At 49.7% G+C, this 25,908-nt stretch carries 22 protein-coding genes; 14 read left to right on the top strand and 8 right to left on the bottom strand.

Features of this window, described 5'->3' with window-relative positions; genetic code table 11:
- Positions 1-10 precede the first annotated feature (10 nt).
- From atpA to HC352_RS01815, 8 genes are all read left to right on the top strand, one after another.
- The gene (gene atpA / locus HC352_RS01780) at positions 11-1,636 is read left to right on the top strand and encodes a F0F1 ATP synthase subunit alpha (RefSeq protein WP_168917314.1); all 1,626 of its coding nucleotides are present in this window, start codon (positions 11-13) and stop codon (positions 1,634-1,636) included.
- A gap of 2 nt (positions 1,637-1,638) precedes the next feature.
- Complete coding sequence (locus tag HC352_RS01785; protein ID WP_168918563.1) at positions 1,639-2,532, top strand: F0F1 ATP synthase subunit gamma; 894 nt, start codon at positions 1,639-1,641, stop codon at positions 2,530-2,532.
- Between the two features lie 36 nt (positions 2,533-2,568).
- Entirely contained in the window at positions 2,569-4,029 is a 1,461-nt protein-coding gene (gene atpD, locus HC352_RS01790; RefSeq protein ID WP_211080689.1) for a F0F1 ATP synthase subunit beta, read from the top strand.
- Positions 4,029-4,280, top strand: a complete 252-nt coding sequence (gene atpC / locus HC352_RS01795; protein ID WP_168917315.1) for an ATP synthase F1 subunit epsilon — start codon at positions 4,029-4,031, stop codon at positions 4,278-4,280. The genes atpD and atpC overlap by 1 nt, the downstream gene beginning before the upstream one ends.
- A gap of 2 nt (positions 4,281-4,282) precedes the next feature.
- Positions 4,283-4,690 (top strand): DUF2550 family protein, encoded by a 408-nt coding sequence (locus HC352_RS01800; RefSeq protein ID WP_168917316.1) that lies wholly within the window; start codon positions 4,283-4,285, stop codon positions 4,688-4,690.
- 35 nt (positions 4,691-4,725) lie between these two features.
- On the top strand, positions 4,726-5,421 hold the full coding sequence (gene nucS, locus HC352_RS01805; protein ID WP_168917317.1) for an endonuclease NucS: 696 nt from the start codon (positions 4,726-4,728) through the stop codon (positions 5,419-5,421).
- Positions 5,421-5,708, top strand: a complete 288-nt coding sequence (locus tag HC352_RS01810; protein ID WP_168917318.1) for an Rv1322 family protein — start codon at positions 5,421-5,423, stop codon at positions 5,706-5,708. The genes nucS and HC352_RS01810 overlap by 1 nt, the downstream gene beginning before the upstream one ends.
- Before the next feature lie 65 nt (positions 5,709-5,773).
- Positions 5,774-6,562 carry an alpha/beta fold hydrolase gene (locus tag HC352_RS01815; protein ID WP_168917319.1) on the top strand — a complete coding sequence of 263 codons (789 nt, stop codon included), beginning with the start codon at positions 5,774-5,776 and terminating at the stop codon, positions 6,560-6,562.
- On the opposite strand, the gene HC352_RS01820 is transcribed toward HC352_RS01815, so the two are convergent.
- Positions 6,559-7,719 (bottom strand): coiled-coil domain-containing protein, encoded by a 1,161-nt coding sequence (locus tag HC352_RS01820; RefSeq protein WP_168917320.1) that lies wholly within the window; start codon positions 7,717-7,719, stop codon positions 6,559-6,561. The two genes, HC352_RS01815 and HC352_RS01820, sit on opposite strands and share 4 nt — an antisense overlap.
- Before the next feature lie 144 nt (positions 7,720-7,863).
- Here HC352_RS01820 and HC352_RS01825 point away from each other — a divergent pair, with 144 nt between their 5' ends.
- From HC352_RS01825 to HC352_RS01835, 3 genes are read left to right on the top strand one after another with little or no spacing between them, the layout of a single operon-like run.
- Positions 7,864-8,901 (top strand): hypothetical protein, encoded by a 1,038-nt coding sequence (locus tag HC352_RS01825; protein WP_168917321.1) that lies wholly within the window; start codon positions 7,864-7,866, stop codon positions 8,899-8,901.
- Positions 8,894-9,901, top strand: a complete 1,008-nt coding sequence (locus tag HC352_RS01830; protein WP_168917322.1) for a hypothetical protein — start codon at positions 8,894-8,896, stop codon at positions 9,899-9,901. Before HC352_RS01825 ends, HC352_RS01830 begins: the two co-directional genes overlap by 8 nt.
- A gap of 2 nt (positions 9,902-9,903) precedes the next feature.
- Positions 9,904-10,839: a tetratricopeptide repeat protein gene (locus HC352_RS01835; protein ID WP_168917323.1), complete on the top strand. Its 936-nt coding sequence runs from the start codon at positions 9,904-9,906 to the stop codon at positions 10,837-10,839.
- 4 nt (positions 10,840-10,843) lie between these two features.
- On the opposite strand, the gene HC352_RS01840 is transcribed toward HC352_RS01835, so the two are convergent.
- Positions 10,844-12,538 (bottom strand): glycoside hydrolase family 13 protein, encoded by a 1,695-nt coding sequence (locus HC352_RS01840; protein ID WP_168917324.1) that lies wholly within the window; start codon positions 12,536-12,538, stop codon positions 10,844-10,846.
- Between the two features lie 20 nt (positions 12,539-12,558).
- Positions 12,559-13,569 (bottom strand): LacI family DNA-binding transcriptional regulator, encoded by a 1,011-nt coding sequence (locus tag HC352_RS01845; RefSeq protein WP_168917325.1) that lies wholly within the window; start codon positions 13,567-13,569, stop codon positions 12,559-12,561.
- A gap of 320 nt (positions 13,570-13,889) precedes the next feature.
- On the opposite strand from HC352_RS01845, the gene HC352_RS01850 reads away from it, so the two are divergent.
- From HC352_RS01850 to HC352_RS01860, 3 genes are all read left to right on the top strand, one after another.
- The gene (locus HC352_RS01850) at positions 13,890-15,125 is read left to right on the top strand and encodes a sugar ABC transporter substrate-binding protein (RefSeq protein WP_168917326.1); all 1,236 of its coding nucleotides are present in this window, start codon (positions 13,890-13,892) and stop codon (positions 15,123-15,125) included.
- A 69-nt stretch (positions 15,126-15,194) separates the two neighbouring features.
- Positions 15,195-16,811, top strand: a complete 1,617-nt coding sequence (locus tag HC352_RS01855) for an ABC transporter permease subunit (RefSeq protein ID WP_168917327.1) — start codon at positions 15,195-15,197, stop codon at positions 16,809-16,811.
- A gap of 2 nt (positions 16,812-16,813) precedes the next feature.
- Positions 16,814-17,707, top strand: coding sequence for a sugar ABC transporter permease (locus HC352_RS01860; RefSeq protein ID WP_168917328.1), 894 nt, complete (start codon positions 16,814-16,816; stop codon positions 17,705-17,707).
- A gap of 211 nt (positions 17,708-17,918) precedes the next feature.
- Here HC352_RS01860 and glgB read toward each other — a convergent pair whose 3' ends face one another.
- The 5 genes from glgB to HC352_RS01885 are packed head-to-tail and all read right to left on the bottom strand — an operon-like array spanning position 17,919 to position 25,891.
- Positions 17,919-20,102, bottom strand: a complete 2,184-nt coding sequence (glgB, locus tag HC352_RS01865; protein ID WP_168917329.1) for a 1,4-alpha-glucan branching protein GlgB — start codon at positions 20,100-20,102, stop codon at positions 17,919-17,921.
- Between the two features lie 47 nt (positions 20,103-20,149).
- Complete coding sequence (locus tag HC352_RS01870) at positions 20,150-21,547, bottom strand: hypothetical protein (protein ID WP_168917330.1); 1,398 nt, start codon at positions 21,545-21,547, stop codon at positions 20,150-20,152.
- Positions 21,534-23,234 carry a maltose alpha-D-glucosyltransferase gene (gene treS / locus HC352_RS01875; RefSeq protein ID WP_168917331.1) on the bottom strand — a complete coding sequence of 567 codons (1,701 nt, stop codon included), beginning with the start codon at positions 23,232-23,234 and terminating at the stop codon, positions 21,534-21,536. Before treS ends, HC352_RS01870 begins: the two co-directional genes overlap by 14 nt.
- Entirely contained in the window at positions 23,231-25,312 is a 2,082-nt protein-coding gene (locus tag HC352_RS01880; protein ID WP_168917332.1) for an alpha-1,4-glucan--maltose-1-phosphate maltosyltransferase, read from the bottom strand. The genes treS and HC352_RS01880 overlap by 4 nt, the downstream gene beginning before the upstream one ends.
- A 39-nt stretch (positions 25,313-25,351) precedes the next feature.
- Positions 25,352-25,891: a methylated-DNA--[protein]-cysteine S-methyltransferase gene (locus HC352_RS01885; protein WP_168917333.1), complete on the bottom strand. Its 540-nt coding sequence runs from the start codon at positions 25,889-25,891 to the stop codon at positions 25,352-25,354.
- Positions 25,892-25,908 lie beyond the last annotated feature (17 nt).

The raw sequence follows: 25,908 nt of genomic DNA on the forward strand, positions 1-25,908 counted from the left end.
GGAATGATGAATGGCTGAAGTAACAATCCAGCCCGACGACATCCGATCAGCGCTGGATAACTTTGTTAGCTCATATGAGCCAACAAAAGTGAGCAGCGAAGAAGTCGGACATGTCACCCTCAGCGCAGACGGCATTGCCCGCGTTGAAGGACTGCCGGGTACAATGGCAAATGAGCTCCTCAAATTTGAAGACGGCACACTAGGTTTGGCGATGAACCTTGAAGAGCGTGAAATCGGCGTCGTCGTTCTTGGTGACTTCTCCCATATTGATGAAGGCATGGAAGTGCGCCGTACCAGAGAAGTTCTCTCTGTTCCGGTAGGCGATGGTTATCTTGGCCGAGTTGTTGACCCGTTGGGCAAACCAATTGATGGTCTGGGTGAAATTAGCGGAATTGATACTCGCCGTGCACTCGAACTCCAAGCTCCAGGCGTTATGGCACGTAAATCAGTCCACGAGCCACTACAAACTGGTATTAAAGCAATCGATGCCATGATCCCAATTGGGCGTGGCCAGCGTCAGCTTATTATTGGGGACCGCAAAACAGGTAAGACAGCACTTGCTGTGGACACTATTTTGAATCAGAAGGCTAACTGGGAAACTGGTGATCCACAGAAACAAGTACGTTGTATTTACGTTGCTGTCGGTCAAAAGGGATCAACCATCGCAGAAGTTCGCGCAACGCTCGAGCGTAACGGAGCGCTGGAATACACAACCATTGTGGCTTCCCCGGCATCAGATCCAGCTGGCTTTAAATACCTCGCTCCATATACCGGTTCGGCTATTGGTCAGCACTGGATGTACGACGGAAAGCACGTGCTCATCGTCTTCGACGACTTGTCTAAGCAAGCCGAAGCATACCGATCTGTATCGCTACTATTACGCCGTCCACCGGGGCGCGAAGCTTACCCAGGCGACGTCTTCTACTTACACTCACGGCTACTCGAACGTTGTGCGAAGCTATCCGATGAACTCGGTGGCGGCTCAATGACTGGTTTGCCGATTATTGAGACTAAGGCGAATGACGTTTCCGCGTATATTCCAACAAACGTTATTTCCATTACTGATGGCCAAATCTTCTTGCAGTCTGATTTGTTTAACGCAAATCAGCGTCCAGCAGTCGATGTTGGTATTTCAGTTTCCCGCGTCGGTGGTGACGCCCAAACGAAAGCAATGAAGAAAGTTGCTGGAACACTAAAGATCACTCTCGCGCAGTATCGCGCACAGGCAGCATTCGCTATGTTTGCTTCTGATCTTGATGCCACCACACGACAGCAACTTACCCGCGGTGAGAGACTCATGGCACTGCTCAAGCAACCACAGTACACGCCGTATGCAGTAGAGGATCAGATTGCTTCGGTTTGGGCTGGCACGCACGGTTATCTTGATGATATCGATGTTGCTGACGTGGCTAAGTTTGAAGCTGGATTGATTCGTCACCTACATACCAACACAAACGTTTTGGCAGATATTGTTGCTACCGGCAAGCTTGAAACAGAAACTGAAGATGCCTTGCGGGCAGCGGTTGAAGAGTTCCGTGCCGGATTTGTAGCCAATAACGAGACGATTGATCCAACTGATGATGAGCCAGAGGCAATTAAGTCTCAAGAGCAGATCGTTCGTCCGAAGCGAGGCTGATGATGGCAGGCGCACAACGGATTTATAAACAAAAGATCCGAGCAACGAAAACGCTCGAAAAAGTCTTCCGCGCGATGGAGCTCATTGCGGCTTCACGTATTGGCAAGGCTCGTGATCGTGCGCTTGGGCAAGATCCGTACACGCAAGCACTTACTCGATCAATCGCAACAGTGGCTGCACATGCTCATGAAGATCATCCATTGATCAAAGAGCGAACGGACACCAATCGCGTTATCGTTTTTATCGTTACCTCTGATCGCGGTATGGCTGGAGCTTATTCGTCGTCAATTTTGCGCGAATCTGAGCGGCTTATCGCTCAACTCAAAGAAGACGGAAAAGACCCGGTGCTTTACGTTTCTGGACGGCGCGGAGCTTCCTATTTTAGGTTCCGTGATATACCGGTAGAACACTCATGGACCGGAGAATCAGACAAACCTTCTGACGAGACGTCGTTCGAGATTGCCAGGGAATTCCTTTCCCGGTTCCTTGCTGATGCTGATGAAGGCGGGGTATCTGAGCTCTACATGATCTACACGCAATTTGTCTCTATGGTGACCCAAACAGTTGAAGTTCGGCGGATGCTCCCGTTGCAAATTGTTGACGGCGATTCCTCCATTGATACAGATAGTGAACCGCTATATGAGTTCGAGCCGTCTGGCCAAAAGGTTTTCGATGAGTTGTTGCCGATGTATGTTAGCCAGCGAATCCACTCGGTTATGCTGATGTCGGCTGCCTCAGAATTGGCTGCCCGGCAACAAGCGATGCATTCTGCAACGGAGAATGCGGGCGATCTTATCGAGTCCTACACCCGTCTTGCCAATAATGCACGGCAGGCGGAAATCACCACGGAAATTACAGAAATCATCTCGGGCGCAGACAGCCTGGGTAAAAGCTAAATGTCCCTTCTGCTTGGGACACAGTAAGGAATAACAATGACTGCAATAGACAATATGCAGGGAGTGACCACTGGACGTATCGTTCAGGTCGTGGGCGCTGTTGTGGACGTGGAGTTTCCGCCAGATGCGTTGCCACAGTTAAATAACGCGCTGATTACGGAAGTGGATCTTTCGGGTCAGGGCGAAGGCGAAAATATTCTTAAGATGACTCTTGAGGTTGCTCAGCATCTTGGTAATAACATCGTGCGCACCATCGCAATGAAACCAACTGATGGATTGGTACGTGGCGCTACAGTTATCGATACCGGCGCGCCAATCACCGTTCCAGTGGGTGATGTGACTAAGGGACATGTCTTTAACGTTACTGGTGAGGTACTGAATCTTCCAGAGGGCGAAACCCTTGAGGTAAATGAGCGTTGGCCGATTCACCGCAAGGCTCCGGAATTCGATGAGCTTGAGCCAGAAACTAAGATGTTTGAGACCGGTATTAAGGTTATCGATTTGCTAACACCGTATGTCCAAGGCGGCAAGATCGGCTTGTTCGGTGGTGCAGGTGTTGGCAAGACTGTTTTGATTCAGGAAATGATTCAGCGTGTGGCACAAGACCATGGCGGTGTTTCAGTTTTTGCTGGCGTGGGCGAACGTACTCGTGAAGGTAATGATCTCATCCATGAAATGGAAGACGCCGGTGTTTTAGATAAGACCGCGCTGGTCTTTGGTCAGATGGATGAGCCACCAGGGGTGCGGTTGCGTATTGCGCTTTCTGGTTTGACGATGGCGGAGTATTTCCGTGATGTTCAAAACCAGGACGTTTTGCTGTTCATCGATAACATTTTCCGCTTCACCCAAGCAGGATCAGAAGTTTCTACGTTGCTTGGGCGTATGCCGTCGGCAGTTGGCTACCAGCCAACTTTGGCTGATGAAATGGGTGCTCTTCAGGAGCGTATTACGTCAACTCGTGGACATTCGATTACTTCACTTCAAGCAATTTATGTTCCAGCTGACGATTACACTGACCCGGCTCCGGCAACGACTTTCGCGCACTTGGATGCAACCACTGAGCTTTCGCGTGATATCGCTTCGCGTGGTTTGTATCCAGCTGTTGATCCATTGACTTCCACCTCGCGTATCTTGGATCCACAGTATGTAGGTAGAGAACACTACGATGTTGCAACGAAGGTGAAGTCGATTCTGCAGAAGAATAAGGAGCTCCAAGATATCATCTCGATTCTTGGCGTTGATGAACTATCTGAAGAAGATAAAGTGACTGTGGCACGTGCTCGTCGTATTGAACAGTACTTGTCACAAAACACGTACACCGCGAAGAAGTTCACAGGTGTGGAAGGGTCAACTGTTCCAATTGCTGAAACAGTTGAAGCGTTCCGTCGGATTACAGATGGCGAATACGATCATATTCCAGAACAGGCATTCTTCAATATTGGCGGTATTGAAGATATTGAGCGCACGTGGCATAAGCTTCAACAGGATATGCGCTGATGAAGCTGGAAATTGTTGCTCGTTCCGGAGTTCTGTATTCGGGTGACGTCACCGAGATAGTTGTGCCAGCTTACGACGGCGAGTTGGGTATTCTTCCTGGTCGCGCACCTGTTTTGTCAGTTGTTATGCCGGGTAAAGTTCGGTTTGTTACTGTTGATGGCCAATCGCAAGAGATTTGGGTTGGTAAGGGATTTTTGACAGTGGATCATGACGACGTCATGGTTGTTGTAGAAAATTACGAAGGACAGTAACGGTGATACCGGGGTTTCTATGGTGGTCACTTGTTATTGTGGCCAGCGTTATTATCGTTGTCGGGATATATGCCCTTATCAGATTGCGTATTCTGTTTTCCCGCAGTGGCTCCTTCCACGTAGCCCTGCGGGAACCAGGGCAAGATCGCTGGCAAACCGGAGTGGCGGTATTTAAACCCTTTGAGCTTGCTTGGTATTCGACTCGTTCGTTACGTCCAGGTCCCAATGTCGTATGGCGACGAGGAGAGCTCGATTTTGCTGTCGAGCCGGCGTCAGGTGACGAAATACAGGTAGTTCGTATTACTCGCGCTCAGCGCACGTGGACGTTAGCGACGACGCCGTCAGCAGTTTCTGGTATAGTATCGTGGATTGATTCTGCTCCTCCGGTAGAAGAACCAGAACTGTTTTAACGTGTTTTCTAAGGAAAAGTTAGTGGTAAAAGTCTATGCGTATTGTCATTGCTCGTTGTAGTGTGGATTATTCTGGCCGACTTGATGCACATTTAGAACCTGCTACTCGGGTACTTATGATAAAGCAGGACGGTTCGGTGTTGGTTCATTCCGATGGGGGCTCGTATAAGCCTTTGAATTGGATGTCCCCACCGGCAACATTGACGCAGGTCGATGTTGCGCAGGCTGATCGTGCCGCTGGTGTACAAGAAACGTGGTCGATTGAGCACAACAAAACCAATGATGTGTTGCGTATTAACATTTATGAAATTTTTGACGATATTTCTCATGATTTAGGTACGGAACCGGGACTGGTAAAAGACGGTGTGGAAGCACATTTGCAAAAGCTACTAGCTGAGCAAGTCGATGTTCTTGGGGATAATCTTGAGTTGGTCCGTCGGGAGTACCCGACTGCGATTGGTCCAGTGGATTTGATGCTTTTGGATATGGACGGCGGACATGTTGCGGTTGAAGTTAAACGACGCGGTGAAATTGATGGCGTTGAACAGTTGACCCGGTATCTTGAGCTCCTTGGGCGTGATTCGACGTTGCAGCCGGTGCGTGGTATTTTTGCCGCTCAAGAGATTAAGCCGCAGGCCCGAGTGTTGGCGGAAGATCGCGGTATCGAATGTGTCATTTTAGATTATGATGCGATGCGCGGGGTTGACCATCCTGAAGATCGGCTGTTCTAATGCGCCGGTCGAAGAAATATTCTCGCCCAGTGCGGGAGATTAATTCGTATGCGCTGATGGGTTATACCCGGATTGAGCATGGCCGTGATGGGCGAGAGTTTAAAGTGCATCATATTAATTCGGCTGCCAAAGAGTATGTTTGCCCAGGGTGCTATGGCACGATTCGGGTGGGGGAAGCCCATGAAGTTGCATGGACTGAAGATCATATTTTAGGGCGCGAGTTTGGCCAGCAAGATCGACGCCATTGGCATACCGGTTGTTGGAATGCTCGAGGACGCCGGCGATAATAGTATTTTCAGCCAATTGATAACAACTAGTTAAATATGTGGATGGTCAGTGCTACGGTTTAAGCATGACTACATTATCTTATCGCCGTACTGGCGTAGTTTCGGATTGTCCGTTAGTGTTGCTACACGCTTTGCCTCTTGATTCGTCAATGTGGAATCAAGTTCGGGATTTTCTCGGTTCTATAGATTTGATAACGGTTGACGCACCTGGCTTTGGTGATTCTGTCTCTGGCAGTGAACTGGCGGCTGGTGAGCCCTCTACTGATGTCTATGTTCGTGCGTTGAAAGAAACTCTTGATCAGCTAGGTGTCTCGCGTATTTTGCTTGGCGGGTTATCGATGGGTGGCTCTGTTGCTGCTGATTTCGTGGCTGCCTATCCGCAGATGATTGCCGGATTGGCGCTGATGGATACCGGCATTGGAGCTGATAGTGCGCAACGCCAGGAATTCCGTCGTCATATGGCAGACTTGGCTGAGCAGGGCCGGGCTTTTGAAATCTTGGCACAGTGGAAAGATTCGATGACGGGCTCGCAGGTAACCGAACAGGTTCAAGAGTCTTTACTTGCTCGATTCAAAGCAGCACCGGGGGATGGTTTGGCGTGGATTCAGCGGGCGTTAGCTCATCGGGAAGATCGTAGTGATGTTCTTGAGCTTGTTGATGGCCCAGTTTATTTGATTCGTGGTAGTGATGATCCAACTGCGTCGCTTGAATACTTTATGAATTTGGCTCTGAAAGCAAAGAAACCCCGCATCATCGAGATCGAGGGTGCGGGGCACTTTACGGCAGATGAAAAACCCGAAGAACTAGCTCAGGCATTGGCTGAGTTTGTGTCTCGTGCGGGCGTGTCAGCTTAGTTTTCGGAGTCAGAATTCTTGTCACTGGCCGAGTTGATGACCTCGTTGAGAGCGAGGGATCGCTCGGATCCAGTGAGGATTGCACGCATATCTTCAACGTAAGAGGATAGGGACTCACGCTGTTCTTTGAGCGCGTTGATTTCTTCGGTTGCGGAACTAATCTTGCGGTTGGCATCTTCGTGAGCGTGAGCGATGATTTGCTCAGCTTGTGTGCGAGCGTCAGCGAGAATCGTTGTAGCTTCACTGCGTGCGCTGTTGAGTAGTTCCGCGGCCTCGTTTTGCGAGGTGGAGGTCAGTTCAGAGGCACGTTGAGTTGCTTGAATGAGACGTTCTTCGGCGCTGCGGGCATCGGCTTCGGCTTTGCTGACCATCTGGTTTGCTTGCTCGGTCAGGCGCTCATTTTCGGCTGCCAATTCTTTTGCAGCGGTTTCTCGACTTTGCGCGATCGTCCGATCCGCGGTGGCCTTAGCCTCGGTTATATCCTGGTCACAAGCTGCTTTGGCCTGGGCGATATAGGTTTCTGTTTCGGCGCGTAGCGTGGCAAGCTCAGTTTCGGTCGTTGCTCTCAGTTCGGCAGCATCGGCTTGGGCAGTGGCACGCATCTGAGCGGCATCGTGTTCGGCTGCTGAGCGCATTGCGGATGTTTCTGCTTGTGTTTGGGTGCGCAGACGAGTTGCTTCACGTTCTGCAGAAGAGACGATTTCTTCGCTGGTTTGCCGTGAAATAGTGGAGATTGATTCAGCTTCGGCGCGGGCCTGTTCGATGTGCGTACTAGCGTCAGTGCGTGCTTGAGCAAGTGTTTTTTGGCTGTCTGCTTGCGCTGCTCGCCGTAGTTGATCTGCGCGTTCTTGTGCCGTTTCGACGATGCTGGAAGCCTCTTGGCGGGCACGAGTCATGAGATCAAGAGCCTGTTCTTCGGTTGATTTTAAGAGACGTTCGACGCGGGTACCGAGACCAGAGTAGGACGGACGATCGTTTTCTTTGAGGGCGGATTGCGCTTGAGCTAATTGCGCTGAAAGCTTAAGAACTTCTTCATCTAACTGAGCTACTTGAGCTCGAGTGGTAGAAAGGTGTGATTCTAAGCTAGTTATCTGCTCCTCGACTTGTGCGCGATCATAGCCACGCATGACGACTGGGAATAGAGGTTCCTCTGCCATGTCACATTCCTCCATATACTAGGTGTTGTAGCTTAAGCCTACCTTCCGGAGGTCACTTAACTCACATTAGAGTGTCGGAGACCTCCGAATAAGGTATCGTTATTTAATCGTTACATATTGTGTGTAGCCGAGGAAAGCGGAACAATGAAGCGAATTCTTGGGATTATCGCCCTGATAGCCGGGGTTGCAATCGTAGTAGGTACATTCGTCATTTCAGTGGCGCAGCAGAAAGAGACGAATGTCAAACTTTCTGCACCTGCGCAATCAGCAGTTTTTACGACCACTGCGTCTGGAGTGCTAACACTTGTCAATAGTGACGTCGTCGTCACGTTGCAATCGCCGGGAAACGATGTTCAATGGGCATTAGGAACCCCAGGCGATGTGGAAGCGTTTGTTGGCCAAGCTCCAGTACAAAATATTGTTGGTCTTAAATCTTGGCAAGCCCTTGAAATCACCTCATCTGACGGAACACCCGAAGGTAGTGATGAGGTAGCTCAGGCAGTGACGGGAGAAACATTTGGTCTTCTCGGCTCTGATATGTGGGCAGACGAAGGCCATGAGATGAATACTGTGAGCGTCGAATTAGATGCAAAGACCATTGATGACAAAGTCTTAATTGCGACGACTTCCCAAGGGCAATCTCCAGAAGTAACTTTGCAATGGGTGCGCACTCGTGACACTAGCAATCCGGTGGTTTTCTACGTTATAGGTATTCTACTAGCCCTAATTGGCACGTTCCTATTGCTGAATTGGTATCAGGAACAATTGGCTCTGCGCTCTATGACACACAAGCCTTCGGTCAAGTTACGCTCTCGTGGACACCATCAGCCTACTACTGAGCTGATCGCTTTCGACAGCGACCTCGCCGCCCCGACAACTGAGCGAGAGATACAACGTGTCCATACCGCGGCAGGTCTGGGTGCTACAGTTTTGCCCGGCTCGGCTCGTAGTGCAGAATTCCGAGACCGGCCACTAGATCCGCAAGATCGTATCGTATTACGGCATGCAGGTGAAACTGAGGATTCTCTTGCTGAAGAAAGCACAGATTCGCCAGAATCTCGCACATATACTTCGGAGCACAACACTACTTCCACTCAAGCCAGTAACTCTGATAAAGATTGGCGCTCGCTATGGAACTTCTCCTGGGGCCCAGCGCAGAAAGAAGAAGGTAAACATGCGTAAAACACGTCTGACTATTGCTCTTATCGCTGTTAGTACAGCTGCGCTGGCAGGTTGCGCCCAAGACAATGCCTTGCCAGAACCGCAACCAGTGACCAAGACCGCTAATATCCTCCCAGCTGACAAATATGAGGAGATAGCTCAACAGGTAACAGATCTTCTTAGCCAGGCAGATGAGAACCATGATATTGGTGCCTTTGGTGACCGTATCGCCGGTCCGCTCAAGGCTCAGCGCGAAGCTGAATACAATCTCGCTAAAATCACTGAAACGACCGTTCCCACATCGATTGCATTAGATCCCAAAGAAGCCACAATGGCATCTGGAACAGCGTTTCCACGTACGCTTATGGCCGTTGACGTCAGTAAAACTCCGCGTGGCATCGGCACAATCGCTGTATGGCAGCAAGCTAGTGCCCGGCAGAATTATCAACTGTGGGCCGCAATCGACATGTTTCCGTCTCCGCCCAAAATCGAAATAGTTAATACTCAAAATAGTAAAGAAGGGTATTTGGAGAACGATCCAAGCCAGTATGCAGTTGATCCTGCAACCGTACTAGATGCGTATGCCGCCTATGCAACATCGCGTGAGATGGGTGATGTTGCCTTCAACGAAAACGATCCGCTTTTTACCCAAACCGCAAAACAAGCAAGTGACTTGAACCAAGCATTAAACCAGTTAGGCGAAGCAAAATTAGCTTTTTCGGTGCCTAACCAAGATATTCGTGCGGTTTCCACAAAGGATGGTGGGCTGATCGTCGTCGGTGAAGTTCGTTATGATATGACCGTCACCCGTACAAAGGATGGTGCAACCTTAAAACTTGGTTCACTTATCGGTGCCCTAGGTGAAGGTAAAAAAGACGGAATCGTCGTCGTCGATAACCCAGTTGATGCACAGTACTCCACAACAGTAGCCTTCTATGTTCCGCCTAAAGGTTCCACAGAGCCGGTCCACGTTATCGGTGCTTCAGTGCCCGCCTTGTTAAGCGTTACGAAAGCAGGATGAAAATGAGTATGCCAGGTTTTGGGGGAGTCGTCGATCTTTCCACGTTAGCGCCAAAAACGCCGTCACCAGCTCAGCCTCAGCCGGAGACGTCGTCGTTAATCCCTGGTCCGTTCGTTCTAGACGTTACCGAAGCTAACCTCGAACAGACCTTACAAACCTCTATGAGCTTGCCAGTCATCTTCGTTTTTTCGGCACCAGAATCAGAACACGCCACCACCCTGGTAACACAACTTACCGCGATTGTTGAAGGCTATCAGGGGCGTATTCAGCTTGCTGTGGTGGACGCAGCTGCGCAACGGGCAGTAGCAGGTGCCTTCGGGGTTAATGCTGTTCCTACGGCTATTGCGATGTTGCAGGGCCAACCGGTACCGCTATTCCAAGGTCTGCCAGATCAAGCATCGCTCAAAGCAACGATTGATAAGCTCCTTGAAGCAAGTAACCAATATGGACTAACTGGCCAGCTCGATGGGGATCCAAACGGGACTGCGCCAGAACCAGAAATTCCGCCATTACACAAAGAAGGATTAGCGGCTTTAGAAGCTGGTGATCTGGCGGGTGCGCATAAGGCATACAGCACCGCGCTCAAAGAAAATCCTGCTGATGCTGACGCCAAGGTAGCGCTTCATCAAGTTGAATTGTTACAGCGTGTGAAAGCTATCAACCCACAAGGATCAGCATTAGGTGCGCAAAGTATTCTTCACAGTGCTGCCAGTGCGCCGTTAACAGAGGTTGATATCCATCTGTCGGCAGCCGATTTAGAGCTGTCTTTTGGTGATGCTCCGGCAGCGTTTGCTCGACTACTAGAGGTTATTAAGGCCACGAGCGGATCGGAACGCGACCAAGCCCGTAGCCGACTTCTTGATTTGTTTGATGTGGTTGGCCAGCACTCGCAACTTGTCATTGACACCCGCAAAGCGCTGACCAACGCACTGTTCTAGTGATCTAGTTGCGCCGTTCGGATCCGCGTTCGAACCATACGGCAGAGTTTGGTGGCAAGATTCCGTCAGTTATCTCGCACGTTGCAATGAGGAGATTAGCATCTTCCGGTAACGTGATCGGCTCATCGAATGCGACGACGACGTGTACATCGGCGCGCTGGGAATGTTGCGATAGATAGTAGAGGTAGTTGGCATCGGGGGCATAGTCGACAAGTGTTGATGTGCCCATCGCCAATACCTTACGCAAGTCAATCATTCGCTTGAAATGATTGAGCGAGGACGTGGCTTGACGTTGTTGCACATCGACTGCTAGTTGTGCCCACTGGTCGGGTTGTGGGAGCCATGATTCGCCCGAGGATGAGAACCCGAACGCTGGCTCGTCTGCCTGCCATGGCATCGGCACTCGCTGACCATCACGGCCAGCTTCGCGCCCTTGAGTGCGGAAGAATGCTGGATCTTCACGGACTTCATCAGGCAGGGACGTGTGTTCCGGGAGCGAAAGTTCCTCGCCTTGATAGATATAGGTAGAGCCAGGCAATGCAGCTTGTAGCAAATGAGCTGCCAATGCTCGCCGGCGGCCTAATTCGCCATCAGGTTGTTCTTCCCAAGATCGAATACCGTTCGGTCCTTTTCCGGTACGCGAAAGGCCTAAGCGCGAGGTTGCCCGAACGACGTCGTGGTTCGATAAAACCCACGTGGTGGGGGCGCCAACTGCGTCCATGGCAACAAGCGAAGTACGAATCGTTTCGCGTAAATCTTTCGCGTTAAATGGCGTGAGCAAGAATGCAAAATTAAATGCTTGGCTCATTTCATCAGGGCGGACGTATTTGGCTAAATTATCTTCGCCTTCAACCCAGGCTTCAGCAACAAGCATCCGGTCAGGTCCAAACTCATCGAGTACCTTGCGCCAGCGACGGTATATGTCATGAACTTCGGGACGGTTCCACATTGGCGGAGCGGGAACATCTTGAGGAACTTCACCACCGCCAGCAACCATATCCCAGTGATATTGCCAGTTAGGGAGCTGTGGGTCTTTTGCTAGTCCGTGTGCGACGTCCACCCGGAAACCGTCAACGCCAAGCGTGAGCCAGTAGCGCAGAATGTCATCAAATTCGTCTCGTACTTGAGGATTGTCCCAATTCAGGTCAGGTTGCGAGGAATCAAATAAGTGCAAATACCAACTGGTGTCGTTTTCCCAGGGGCTCCCGGGAGCATCTGCACGGTCGCAGACACGTGTCCAAGCATAACCACCGAAAATAGAGATCCAATCATTTGGCGGATTATCGTCGGAACTGTTCCGGAAATAATAGCGTTCGCGGGCGACTGGATCACCGTCAAGAGCTGCTTGGAACCAGATATGCTCATCAGAGGTATGATTAGGAACCAAATCAACAATAATTTTCAAACCGAATTCATGCGCAGTTTTAATCAGGTTAACCGCGTCGTCGTTAGTGCCAAAAAGCGGGTCAACGCTCCGGTAATCAGAAACGTCGTATCCACCATCTCGTTGGGGTGAACGATAAAAAGGCGAGAGCCAGATCGCATCAACACCTAATTCGGCGACATAACCAAGGCGTGATGTGATGCCCTTTAAGTCACCAATTTTTCCATGAGATGAGGCGAAAGAACGCGGATAAATCTGATAGATAACCCCATCTTCCCACCATTGATTCGGGGTGGTCTGTTGATGAACTAGCACTATTCTCCTTTCAAAAAAGATTAACGACGTGGTAGCGCAGTTGACTCGCGAACAATAAGCTCTGGTTCAAATTTCATTGGGCCGATTGGGGAATGCGTCCCACTAATCATTCCAAGTAGAGTTGTGACAGCAGCGTCACACATTGCTTTGACTGGTTGGTGAAGCGTTGTCAAAGGCGGATTTGTGAAAGCGTTGAGTGGGGAGTCGTCAAAACCAACAATTGATAAATCGTCCGGGATTGATAATCCAGAAGACTGGCAGTAGCGGATAGCGCCGAAAGCCATGACATCAGAGGCGAAAATAATAGCGGTGCAACCGTGAGAAACAAGCTCGGCGCAGGCTGATACCCCGCCTTCGACGGTGAATAACGTATGAGCGTGGTAGGCAGTCTCATGTGGCACCATATGTGCCATGGTTTCTAGGAAGGTTTCAGTTTTGGTGCGGGCTGGTCCAAAGCGCAGTGGGCCAGTAGCCAATCCGATTTTGCGATGGCCTAATCCAGTTAAATGACGAATGGCTTGACGAATGGCGGAGGCATCGTCGGCAGAGAAATCCGGCATGGTAAGACCGGGGTTGAAACCATTCATAGTGACGAAGGGGATACCTCGGGCAGTAATGCGATGGTAGCGTTCTAGATTAGCTGTTGAATCAGCGTGTAAGCCAGAGACGAAAACGAGCCCATCAACGCGGTGTTCTAACATTGCTTCAACGTAGGCATCTTCAGTGGCGCCCCCAGCTACTTGCGTACCGACAAGTGGCGTGTAGCCATGCAATGTCATCAGGCCTTCTAAAGATTGCGCAAATTGCGGGAAAATAGGATTAGTTAATTCGGGCAAAATAAGACCGATGAGACCACCATTGCGCTCTCGGAGTTGATCAGGGCGTTCGTAACCAAGCAGATCGAGGGCTGCTAAAACAGCTTGACGAGTTTCTGGAGCAACTGAATGTTTGCCATTGAGCACTCGGGATACTGTGGCGGTTGAAACGCCTGCTTGGGTAGCCAGATCAGCTAACCTAATCCGCTTCGCCATGTGAGCTCCTTTGCTAGACGTCTGCGAGAAGAAAGCTTGCAGAAAATAAATGGTATTCGATCAACTACTCTACCGTGAAACAGGTTTAATTTGCTCCTTTTGCAAGGAACTGACATATAAAGATACCGCTATGATACAAGTGTAAATAAGAGTTTTTTGATAACAGATTGATAATTGTTTTGCATGAACTGTGCAAAGTGTTGCATAAGCGAATTTCACCGTTATACTTAATTACACGGCATCTGGGCAGCGTCGCTCAATTTCAGTGGTGTTCGCATACGCTCACATATGCCAAAGTTAAAATACTTGAGGAGAAAAATATGCGTCGTGGCATTGCACTCGTAGCTGTTGTAGGCTTGGCTGTGACCGGTTTAGCAGCTTGTGGATCGGATAACTCAGCGAAGACCGATGAGGGAAAAACTACTGCTTCTGAAAATCAGTCAGAAGGAGCACTCACAGTTTGGGTAGACGATAATCGTAAGCCCGCCTTTGAAATTGCAGCAAAGAAGTACGAAGAAGCAACCGGAAACAAGGTTGAACTCGTCGTTAAGGAAAACGATCAGATTCGTTCTGAGTTCGCTGCTCAGGTTCCAACAGGCAAGGGCCCAGATATCACTTTCGGTGCACACGATTGGTTGGGTGAATTCGTTACCAACGGTATCGTTGCTCCAGTTGAACTAGGTGATAAGGCTAAGGATTTTTCTGATCTAGCAATTCAGGGCTTCACCTACGAAGGTAAGACCTACGGTGTTCCATACGCTGTTGAGAACATCGCTATTATTCGTAATGCTGACCTTGCTAAGGATCCAACTCCAGCAACATTCGATGAGATGATTGCAGCAGGTAAGGCAACCGGAGCCAAGACGCCGTTCATGGTTCAGGTTGGCGAAAAGGGCGATCCGTTCCACATGTACCCATTCGAATCGTCATTCACCGGTCCAGTCTTTAAGACCGATGCAGATGGCAACTATACTCCAGAACTCAACCTTGGTGGTGAAAAGGGCGCCGCGTTCGCAAAGTGGTTGGCTGATAAGTCTGCTGCTGGTGAACTTTCCACGGCATGGACCTATGACATCGTCGTCGAAGCGTTCAAGAACGGTGAAGTTCCATTCATTCTTGGTGGACCATGGATGCTTGGCGATTTCAAGGATATGAACGTCGCCGTTGATCCAATCCCATCTGCTGGTGATATGCCAGCTGCACCATTCGTTGGCGTTCAGGGTGGATTCATCTCAGCAACCTCGAAGAACCAGTTGCTCGCAACTGACTTCCTCGTGAACTACGTTGGAACTGAAGAAGTTCAAGATGCGCTTTACCAAGCTGGTCAGCGTACCCCAGCTCTCAAGGCTTCAGCAGAAAAGATCAAGTCTGATCCAGTTGCCGCTGGTTTCGCTAAGGCCGGCGAAGCTGGTCTCCCAATGCCTGCACTCCCACAAATGGGTGCCGTGTGGGGCTTCTGGGGCGCGACGGAAGCTCAGGTAATGGGCGGTGGCGATTCAGCTGCTATCTGGGAGAAGATGATCTCAGATATCGAAGCTGAAATTGCTAAGAACTGATCTATTTGAGAGTTACGGCCTCGCCGCCAGGTTTGTGGTGGGGCCGTGCTCTTTTATTAGGAGAATAAAATGTCGCAGATGATCAAGCCTAGTGAGGCGTCGAAGAGACGGGCAGCACAGCGGGCAGAGCGAGCTAAACAGGATTCATCCGCTACTAAATGGGGATTCGGTTTTATCACTAAGCTTGTGCTGATGGGTATCGTCAACGCGCTAGGTATCTTTATTATTTTCACTGCTTTCGGGGTGGGCTCAACCATTCTCGGAAGTTTGATGACCGTGCTTTTATTGGCCCTCGATTGGATTTACTTTTCCCGTCGTACATTGGCTTTGAAATATTTAGCACCTGGTCTGGTATTTTTACTGATTTTCCAAGCCTTTGTTATTGTTTATACGGCATACATTGCGTTTACTAATTACGGTCACCAGCATACCTTGGATAAGCAAACGGCAATCGAGTCGATTCTTTTGCAGAACTCTTCTCAGCGGGTGGAAAACTCGCCCCAGTATCCTTTGGCAGTTGTGGAGAAGGATGGCGAATTAGGTTTCGCTGTTATTGATCCTGATGAGAAGGTTCTGAAGGCGGGTACGGAAAGCCAGAAGTTGACTGAAGTTGACGGTACATTCACCGGTACTCAGATTACTGAAGTTAATGGCTATAGGATTGTTCCGTTATCCGAGCTTGGTGCTCGTCAAGGCGAAGTTACTCAGTTGCGTGTCCCGATGAGTGATGATCCAGATGAAGGTTCTATTGGAACTCAGACAGGTACCGTGGGATATCAGTTTGTTTCGACGATGGCCTACGACGCGGATGCTGACACGATGACTGATTTAACTACTGGAACTGTTTACCACGCAAATGGTGAAACTGGCTTCTTCGAAGCTGAAGATGGTTCAAATATCAACGTTGGTTGGCGAGTAGTTGTCGGTTTCGATAATTTCGTGAAAGGTTTTGGCGATAGCCGTTACGCACAACCATTCTTCCAAGTTCTTGTGTGGAATGTTATTTTTGCGTTTATGTCTGTGGTGACGACGTTCTTGCTGGGCATGTTATTGGCGATTGTGCTCAATGATGAGCGCCTTAAAGGACGTAAACTATATCGGACGCTGTTGCTTTTGCCTTATGCTTTCCCATCATTCATGACAGCTTTCTTGTTTGCTGGTTTGATGAATCGAACCTATGGTTTCTTTAACCAAATGTTAGGTATGGAGATTCCATGGCTGACAGATCCAACCATGGCCAAAGTTTCGGTTATTTTGGTGAACTTGTGGATGGGCTTCCCTTACATGTTCCTCATTGTTACCGGTGCGTTACAGGCCATCCCTGGTGAGCTTACTGAAGCAGCTAAGATTGATGGTGCAACTTCGTTCCAAGTCTGGCGTAATGTCACCTTGCCGCAGTTGATGATTTCGTTAACTCCGTTGTTGATTGCTTCGTTTGCATTTAACTTCAACAATTTCAACTTAATCTACATGCTCAATGGCGGCGGACCACGTATGAGTGATGCATCAGTACCAGTTGGACATACTGATATTCTCATCTCAATGGTTTACAAGATTGCTGGTTTGACTGGTGAAGCTGCACCAAATTATGGTTTGGCCGCAGCGATGTCGTTGGTAATCTTCTTGATTGTTGGTTCAGTATCGCTCTACTCGTTCAAGAAGTCTAAGTCGATGGAGGCACTGTGATCATGGAAAAGACTGTTGTAACTCCAGCGGTAACAGCCAATAAGGTCCCATTTGGTAAATGGTTCCGTGAAACAGGTTTTCGGCATCTGGTTGCGATTTTGGCAGTTTTATATGCTGCTTTTCCGATTCTCTACATTATCTCAGCAGCGTTAAACCCCGATATCAAAACAACGCTGACGGGCGCTAACAAGATGTTCTCGTCCGTTTCGGCGCAAAACTTTACCGAACTGTCGGATACAATGTTTTGGACCTGGTTCTCTAATACCTTGATCGTGGGTATTACAACAGCAATTGGTACGGTTTTGATGGGTGCTGCCGCAGCATACGCCTTCTCTCGTTTCCGTTTCTCGGGACGTAAGATGACGTTGATGTCGCTGATGGTTATCCAGATGTTCCCTCAGTTGCTGACCTTCGTTGCTATTTTCTTGTTGCTGACCACATTGGGTGATGTATTCCCAGTATTAGGCATAGATTCAAAGCTAGCTTTGATCTGCGTTTATCTTGGTGGCGCATTAGGCGCTAACACATTCCTTATGTATGGCTTCTTTAACTCCATTCCTATGGAACTTGATGAGGCGGCCAAGATTGACGGTGCGACCCATTCTCAGGTTTACTGGACGATCATCATGCCGTTGGTTATTCCGATTCTTGCAGTTGTTGGCTTGCTGAGCTTTATTAGCTCGTTCAATGATTTCATCCTGGCACGTACTATTCTCACTTCGCAGGAGAACTGGACACTCGCTGTTGGAATGAATTTGTGGGTTGGCGGCAACGAAAAGAACTGGGACTGGTTCGCAGCTGGATCCATTGTGGCTGCGGTACCAATTCTTTTGCTGTTCTTGTTCTTGCAAAAGTATATTGTCTCTGGCCTGACCGGTGGTGCCGTGAAGGGCTAATCTCTCAAGTAATACTGGTGGCGGGATGTGCAACAGTGCACATCCCGCCACCTTGTTTTTGTACTTCTACAATGGCCTGTGCTTGAGCAATGATTCGTGCTGGTGAGGATGCTCTGTGTATGGGTAGAGCGAATGATTTATGTAAGTATAGAGAGAAGAGGGGCTTGGGTTCTAACGTGAACCCAGGCCCCTCATAGATTAATGTAATGTGCTACTTCTTTGGTGTTAAGTAGACAACGCCGAGTGGTGGTAGCTGAACTAGGGCAGACTGTGCCCGGCCATTCCATGGGACGTCTTCGGTATGTACCGCGCCCATATTTCCAACGCCGGATCCACCATATTCGAGAGCATCAGTATTGATTAGCTCTTCCCATTCACCAGCTTCTGGCAAACCAATACGGTAATCCATATGGGGGGTGCCAGCGAAGTTGATTGCCGCAACCACGATATCGTCGTCGATCGAGGACTTACGGATGAATGTTAGGACGTTGTTATCCCCGTCGGATCCGTCAATCCACTCGAAACCGCGCTGCGTGAAATCGTCAGACCATAAGGCCGGATGCTCCTTATAGACCTGATTCAAGCGAGCCAGGCAGGACATTACACCATCGTGGTTAGGATTATCCGTTAGCCACCAATCAAGACCCTTGCCTTCGTTCCATTCGGAAATCTGGGCAAACTCTTGTCCCATGAATAGTAGCTGTTTACCTGGGTGTGCCCACTGGTAGCCGAAAAGTAGCCGTACACCGGCAAGCTTTTGCCACGCATCACCAGGCATTTTCTCGTACAGTGAGCCTTTTCCGTGAACAACTTCATCGTGCGAAATTGGCAAAGCGAATTGCTCGGAGAAGGCGTAAACCAAAGAGAAGGTGATTTCTCCATGGTGCCAGCGACGGTTGATTGGCTTTTCCTGCATATAACGCAAGGTGTCATTCATCCATCCCATATTCCACTTTAAGCCGTAACCCAGTCCGCCTTCGGAGGTCATGCGTGTTACGCCTTCCCACGAGGTAGATTCTTCTGCGATCATCATAATGCCAGGGTGGTTGCGGTAAGCAGTGGCGTTAGCTTCTTGAATGAATGAGATAGCTTCGAGGTTTTCTCGCCCGCCATACTGGTTTGGTTCCCACTGTCCGGCTTGGCGGGAATAATCAAGATAAAGCATGGAGGCAACTGCGTCTACACGAATACCGTCAATATGGAACTCTTCTAGCCAATACAAGGCGTTTGCGACAAGGAAGTTTTTGACTTCGTTGCGACCAAAGTTGAAAACATATGTTCCCCAGTCTGGATGCTCGCCACGTAGCGGGTTTGGATCTTCGAATAGTGGTGTGCCATCGAAACGTGCCAATGCCCAATTGTCCTTAGGGAAGTGGGCTGGAACCCAATCCATGATGACGCCGATACCAGCCTTGTGGAGTTCGTTAATGAGATAGCGCAGTTCGTCTGGAGTTCCGAATCGTGCAGTTGGCGAATAATATCCAGTAACTTGGTATCCCCATGAAGGACCAAACGGGTGTTCGGCTAGTGGCATGAACTCAACATGGGTGAAACCCAAATACTTGACGTGGCCGATAAGTTGTTCAGCGAGATCCTTGAAATCAAGCCCCATGCGCCATGAGCCTAAATGGACTTCATAAATGGAAACTGGGCCAGTGTGTGGATCTGTTGCGCTACGTTGGGTAAGCCATTCATCGTCACTCCATGTGAAATCAGAGGAAGTAATGATTGAAGCTGTTGACGGTGGGACTTCAGTTCGTCGAGCGAACGGATCGGCTTTTTGATGCCAGGAACCGTCAGGGAATTGGAGTTCAAACTTATAGCGGGCATTTTCTTTAGCGCCGGGGATAAATAGTTCCCATACTCCAGATGTTCCCATTGTGCGCATTGCGGATACGGTGCCGTTCCAAGCATTGAAATCGCCAACAACACGGACAGCCTTCGCATTTGGTGCCCATACGGTAAACGCAGTACCAGATACGATACCCATCTGTGTTTCATAGGAAACGAGGCGGGCACCCATGACTTCCCAGAGCCGTTCGTGGCGTCCTTCGTTGAACAGGTACGTGTCCATTTCTCCGATTGTTGGCAAGAACCGGTATCCATCATCGCCAATCGAATCAAAGTCGCCATAGCGGGCGCGGATACGATAGTCGCGGATCTCGGCGCCGGGCAGAACGGCCACCCATACACCGTTGTATTCGTGAGTGGCACGATATTCGGCATCAGGAGTGATGATCGTGACGTCGTCAGCTAACTGCCGGATAACCCGAATAGTGACATTCTCACCATCAGAGTGTGGACCGAGAATATCGTGTGGGGCATGGTAGTAGCCGTTGGAGATAGCATCGAGGATATCGGTGCCAACATGAATTGGTTCTAGCTGTGCGTTCATATGTTTATTTTCCCATGTTTTGGTGTGAGATACATCTAATACTCGATTTATGTTTGAAAGAGAAGAGCGTTTTTGACACCTCCTATTGGAATGTCAATCCAGTCAGGTCGAGAAACTGCTTCATAACTCACTTCATACAATGCTTTATCGATAATGAGCGCTTTGAGTAAAAGTTTCTCAGACTCATCAAGGTTTCCGTACCCGGTTAAAAATGCATCTGTAGCTGCTGCTACCCACTTCTGGCAGGCAAGATGATCAGCACCATCCCTACTATAGGCGCCCCCGGCATAGTCAAAAGATCGAATCATTCCGGCAACGTCACGCAACGCTAGATCAGCAGCGCGACGCTGTTCCAATGGACGCAACGGCTCACCTTCAAAATCTAATGCCACCCAACCACGATTGGGTACTTCTAGAACTTGGCCAAGATGGTAATCTCCATGGATACGTTGTCCTGCAGGCCACGAAAGGCGGGCAACGTCGTCATAAATAAGATCAATCTGACCCATGTACTGGCCAAGCTCAGGGGCATAATAAAAAGCTAACTCGGCACGTTTACGCCAATCTGGAACGACGTCGTTAGGTTGAATGACGGTGGTGCCAAAAACATTCTTTAGCTGATGATGAATATCTCGAGTCAAGGTGCCCAAAGCGATAATACGTTCGCGCTGCTCCGGGGACATAACTGGGCCGTTAGTAGCTAACTCATGCAAGAAAACCTGCCAAGCATCAACTGATCCAGCAAGAAACTCTTGGGCCACAACCAAATCATAAGAGCCAGTATTATCCCATGAGCCAACCACAGATCCATACTGGCGTGGCACACTCGGTGACCCAGCTGTATCAAGTGCCTGCTGAAGTTCAACGTCAGGATTATGGCCAGAACTGATAACCCGGAAAAGTTTACACATAATTCCCGCCGGTTGATGCTCGTCATGATGCCCAAACCGGTAAATAATTGATGTGTTGGATTGTTCGGAGGTGAGCTTATCAGCACTGAGTGGATGCCCTAGAGTGGACATATCCCGCGCTGGAACAGTCTGTAAGGCCAGCGGCAAACCAGCATGCTCAATCTGTAACCACGGTGTTATTTCCGTGTTTCGATTCTCCTGAAAAATTTCGTACAGGTCAGTTTTGCCATCGATATGATCAGTAGCGTCAAAAATATCAATCGTGACTTCCTGACCATATGCGTCATGACCTATGGCATGGCCGATGAGTCCGTCCTTGTTCGACGGATGAACCTGATAAGTTAATGGGACACTATATAGTGTCCCGTCAATATCGAGAATATGTACTGCAGTAGCAGCCTGCGTATGAACCGCCAATAAAATGCTACTAGCACAACACGTTACTGTGGACGGTTTAACTCCTCGGTACCAGCGTGTATGACCAATCCAAGACGATAGCTGCGCGAGAACATCGTCGAAATCAATCCTGATCATTATCCCTCGTTAACTCTAACCAGAAGAAATCCCGCGCTCCCAACGTCATCGAATACGATCCATCGGAGCCAATATGTGGGAAACGTGCACCGCCAAAAACATCATGAACTGTGAATCCAGCAAACTCTGGAACGGAGATATGTCCAGCGCGCGCAGTATTTGCCATATTCATGACGCACAATAAGGCTTGATTGGTGTTAACTCGAGTAAACGCCAAAATTGACTCATCTTCCGCATCACGTAACTCAAAGGTGCCATTACCTAAGACTGGATACTGTGAACGAACCTGTAAAATTCCATGAATCCAATGCAAAAGTGAGGCTGGTTGAGCCAGTGCTGACTCAACATTAACACTCTGATAGTGGTAGACCAGTGACTGAACAACAGGCAAATAAAGCTGCCCCGGATCAGCAGTAGAAAATCCGGCATTACGATCCGGTGTCCATTGCATGGGGGTGCGTACCGAATCTCGGTCAGCCAACCAAATGTTGTCTCCCATACCTATTTCATCCCCGTAATATAAGCAAGGCGATCCGGGGAGGGAAAGAAGGAGTGCGTTAGCTAGCTCTATCTCGGCGCGAGAGTTACCCAATAACGGCGCAAGCCGACGGCGGATACCTACGTTTGCCCGCATCCGTGGATCCTCAGCATACCAGTTATACATTTTGGCACGTTCTTCAATTGAAACCATTTCGAGCGTCAGCTCATCGTGGTTGCGCAAGAAGGTTCCCCATTGGCCGCCAGCTGGAATATCTGGAGTAGCTTTGAGAATTTCCCGGATAGCGGTTGCGCGCTGATCACGTAACGCATAGTAGATGCGTGGCATAACGGGGAAGTGGAAGCACATGTGGCATTCGGGGTTTTCGTCGGTTCCAAAATATTCGACGACGTCTTCTGGCCATTGGTTAGCTTCGGCAATAAAGATTCGCCCCGGATAGGATTCATCAATTTCTCGACGAAGCCGCGCAATAAATTCGTGCGTGCGCGGTAGGTTTTCGCAATTTGTTCCTTCTTCTTCGAATAAGTAGGGGATAGCATCGAGGCGGAAACCATCAACACCGATTTCGCACCAGAATTTGACGACGTCGATAATGGCTTCTTGTACGGCCGGGTTCTCAAAGTTGAGATCTGGCTGATGGGAGAAGAATCGATGCCAGAAGTACTGGCGGCGTACTGGATCAAAGGTCCAGTTTGAAGCTTCGGTGTCAATGAAAATAATTCGGGCGTCGGCGTATTCTTCGTCGGTGTCCCGCCAGACATAGAAATCTCCGTAAGGCCCGTCCGGATTAGCACGCGAGCTTTGGAACCATGGGTGTTGATCGGAGGTGTGGTTGGCGACGATATCGATAACGATACGGATACCACGCTGATGCGCTTGATCAACGAGTTCGGAAAAATCTGCCATTGATCCGTACTCGGAGTTAACCGCAGTATAGTTTGATATATCGTAGCCTCCGTCACGCATGGGTGAGGGATAGAACGGTGGGATCCACAATGCATCAACACCAAGCCACTGCAGGTAGTCTAGGCGATCAATGAGACCGCGAAAATCACCTGTGCCACTTCCGGTAGTGTCATGGAATGCGCGCAGGAGAACTTCGTAGAAAACTGCGGTGCGAAACCAGTTCGGATCATCGGAGAGTTGCCGCTGATCAGGCACGGGGACGGTCACAGGTTTTTTACTCAATTCACTACCTTTACTGAGAAAATATGGGCAACTTGACCGTGCGGATCGAGGCGAACATAAGGCGTGTGATTCCACAGGTAAGTTTCCCCACTCATTTCATCGGTGACTTGAAGAACCGGGCCGTTGTCCCAACGTGGAGAGATACCGAACGGGGAGAGATCAAGATATACGGTTGCCTCACGTGAGGCGTACGGATCAAGATTGACGACGACGATAACCGCATCCATCTGGCCATCGGGTGTTTCTTCAGGGCGGGCAATCTTGGTAAATGAAACAATCTTGTCATTTGAGGTGGGGTTGATTGTCAGATTGCGTAGCCGCTGTAGCGCGGTGTGCTTATTGCGGATCGAATTGAGTAACGTTAGCAATGTAGCTATTCCGTTGTGTTTTGCCCCGGCATAGTCACGTGGTTTGTATTCGTACTTTTCGTTATCGATTTGTTCTTCTGCGCCTGGGCGGGCGATATTCTCTACGAGTTCGTATCCATTGTAAATACCCCAGGTTGGTGAACCGGTTGCCGCTAAGATAGCGCGTATTGCGAAGGCTGATATGCCGCCGCGTTGCATGTACGGAGTGAGAATGTCGTGAGTTGTTGGCCAAAATGCCGGACGTAACCGGTGTGCCGATTCATGGGAAACTTCATGGAAGTATTCTTCGATTTCCTGGCGTTCATTACGCCAGGCGAAATAGGTGTAGGACTGCTGGAATCCAACTGTGCCTAAGGTTTGCATCATGGGAGGGTTGGTGAATGCTTCGGCGAGGAAAATGACTTCTGGGTGTTTCTCGCGGAATTCTGCCAAGATGCGTTGCCAGAAAGCGACTGGTTTCGTATGTGGATTGTCTACTCGGAAAAGAGTAACACCATGGCTGACCCACAGTTCAAGGATGCGTTTGATCTCTTGGTAGATCCCTTCCGGATCGTTATCAAAGTTTAGCGGATAGATGTCTTGGTACTTCTTCGGCGGGTTTTCCGCGAACGCGATCGTGCCATCTACTCGGGTGGTGAACCAGTTAGGATGTTCGGTTACCCATGGGTGATCTGGGGAGCATTGCAATGCAATGTCCAGTGCGACTTCTAGCCCTAATTCATGGGCTCGAGCCACGAAGGCATCAAAATCGTCAAATGTGCCTAGCGTTGGATCGATGGCGTCGTGACCGCCCTCGGCAGAGCCGATAGCGTAGGGGGAGCCTGGGTCTCCTGGTAGTGCCGTAAGTGTGTTATTGCGTCCTTTACGGTTGGATGTGCCTATTGGATGGATAGGGGTGAGGTAGACGACGTCGAAGCCCATACCGGCGATACGATCGAGATCAGCGGCTGCGGTGCGCAGTGTGCCCGATGTCCATTCGCCAGTTTCAGGGTCCTTTTTAGCGCCGATTGAGCGCGGGAAAATTTCGTACCATGAGCCAACCAGGGCACGCTCGCGATCAACAAAAACGGGATAGTGCGCGGACTGTGAGATGAGTTCTTTGACTGGGTACTTAGCCAATGCTTCTTGGACTTCAGGTGCGCGCGCGGCAGCGAGTTTTACTTCTGGTAGTGCTCGTTTTTTAGAAATAACTGTGAGGGCTTCGCGGATTGTGGCTCGTTCTGGGGATCGTACTGGTGCGGCTTTGAGAGCTCGTTTGAATAGTTCTTCAGCTTCGGCAAAAACGAGTGGAATATCGATCCCGGCGGGTACTTTGATTTCTGCGTTGTGCAACCAGGTGGCATAGGGATCTGACCAGGCTTCAATATAGAAGTGGTGTGGGCCGGTGGTTTGTGGCGTTAACCAGCCTTCAAAACGGAATAAGCCCGGAGCGATGTTTTGCATAGGTGCTGTTTGAACGATTTTTCCGGCTTCATTGAGTAAGACAGCTGCTGCAGCGAACATGTCATGACCTTCACGGAAGATCGTGGCAGATACCGGGAAGGCTTCGTTGACAGTACCTTTTACTGGTGAGGAGCCATCGAGAAGTTGTGGGTATACCTCAACGATCGGGATACGGCTAATAGTATTCGGTTGTATCGTTTTTTTCGTGCGTGCGCGCGAACGAGAGGTGGATGGGACAGAACTGGTTTTACGTTGCGAAGTAGTCACACCCCTAGTCTAATCTAGTTATCTACGTCTCAAAAATTCTTAGCGGAATTGGTGTGAATGTTTGTATTCGAATTTCAGTAAAGCGTGTTTGAGGTGTGCTCCGAACGCATAATTTCCACTGGGAAAATGTGGATCTAAGATAAGGTCGCAATCGTGGTCTAGTTTGTTTTGTGCCGGTTGAGGAATGACGGCATGGCAGGGAATAACTAATGGAAACGGGTTGTGGGCGCAGGCGCTGGCGGCAGCCCGAACGGCGCGGGAGTTATGGGTGCGGTCGGCAAGCTGGGCATAACTGAGGGTTTCACCGAGGGGAAGGCTGTGGAGCTCTGTGCGAATTGCGGCCGCCCACGGTGTGGGTGCTGGAGCGAGTGGGAGAGCGCGGAGCTTGCTGACATCGCCGTCATACCAGGCTGAGAGGGCTTGGGCGATGAGAACCGTAAGCGGATTGTGCAAGTTAGTTTCCGGTTCTTGTTCGTGGTGGATGAAGGTTATCTGGGTAATAACAGAACCGGTGGTCAGGACACGCAAACTGTATGCGTCGATGATGGGATTGCCGGAGTGGAGCGGGAAAATAAGCATCACTACCTTCTCGAAGC

Origin of the sequence: Arcanobacterium buesumense, from assembly GCF_012563545.1 — a bacterium.
Classification (GTDB): domain Bacteria; phylum Actinomycetota; class Actinomycetes; order Actinomycetales; family Actinomycetaceae; genus Arcanobacterium; species Arcanobacterium buesumense.

What these genes read in the sequence shown, in the direction of transcription:
- atpA (WP_168917314.1), top strand. Translation starts at nt 11, where the DNA reads ATGGCTGAAGTAACAATCCAGCCCGACGACATCCGATCAGCGCTGGAT.
- HC352_RS01785 (WP_168918563.1), top strand. Translation starts at nt 1,639, where the DNA reads ATGGCAGGCGCACAACGGATTTATAAACAAAAGATCCGAGCAACGAAA.
- atpD (WP_211080689.1), top strand. Translation starts at nt 2,569, where the DNA reads ATGACTGCAATAGACAATATGCAGGGAGTGACCACTGGACGTATCGTT.
- atpC (WP_168917315.1), top strand. Translation starts at nt 4,029, where the DNA reads ATGAAGCTGGAAATTGTTGCTCGTTCCGGAGTTCTGTATTCGGGTGAC.
- nucS (WP_168917317.1), top strand. Translation starts at nt 4,726, where the DNA reads ATGCGTATTGTCATTGCTCGTTGTAGTGTGGATTATTCTGGCCGACTT.
- HC352_RS01810 (WP_168917318.1), top strand. Translation starts at nt 5,421, where the DNA reads ATGCGCCGGTCGAAGAAATATTCTCGCCCAGTGCGGGAGATTAATTCG.
- HC352_RS01815 (WP_168917319.1), top strand. Translation starts at nt 5,774, where the DNA reads ATGACTACATTATCTTATCGCCGTACTGGCGTAGTTTCGGATTGTCCG.
- HC352_RS01820 (WP_168917320.1), bottom strand. Translation starts at nt 7,719, where the DNA reads ATGGCAGAGGAACCTCTATTCCCAGTCGTCATGCGTGGCTATGATCGC.
- HC352_RS01825 (WP_168917321.1), top strand. Translation starts at nt 7,864, where the DNA reads ATGAAGCGAATTCTTGGGATTATCGCCCTGATAGCCGGGGTTGCAATC.
- HC352_RS01830 (WP_168917322.1), top strand. Translation starts at nt 8,894, where the DNA reads ATGCGTAAAACACGTCTGACTATTGCTCTTATCGCTGTTAGTACAGCT.
- HC352_RS01835 (WP_168917323.1), top strand. Translation starts at nt 9,904, where the DNA reads ATGAGTATGCCAGGTTTTGGGGGAGTCGTCGATCTTTCCACGTTAGCG.
- HC352_RS01845 (WP_168917325.1), bottom strand. Translation starts at nt 13,569, where the DNA reads ATGGCGAAGCGGATTAGGTTAGCTGATCTGGCTACCCAAGCAGGCGTT.
- HC352_RS01850 (WP_168917326.1), top strand. Translation starts at nt 13,890, where the DNA reads ATGCGTCGTGGCATTGCACTCGTAGCTGTTGTAGGCTTGGCTGTGACC.
- HC352_RS01855 (WP_168917327.1), top strand. Translation starts at nt 15,195, where the DNA reads ATGTCGCAGATGATCAAGCCTAGTGAGGCGTCGAAGAGACGGGCAGCA.
- HC352_RS01860 (WP_168917328.1), top strand. Translation starts at nt 16,814, where the DNA reads ATGGAAAAGACTGTTGTAACTCCAGCGGTAACAGCCAATAAGGTCCCA.
- glgB (WP_168917329.1), bottom strand. Translation starts at nt 20,102, where the DNA reads ATGAACGCACAGCTAGAACCAATTCATGTTGGCACCGATATCCTCGAT.
- HC352_RS01870 (WP_168917330.1), bottom strand. Translation starts at nt 21,547, where the DNA reads ATGATCAGGATTGATTTCGACGATGTTCTCGCGCAGCTATCGTCTTGG.
- HC352_RS01885 (WP_168917333.1), bottom strand. Translation starts at nt 25,891, where the DNA reads ATGCTTATTTTCCCGCTCCACTCCGGCAATCCCATCATCGACGCATAC.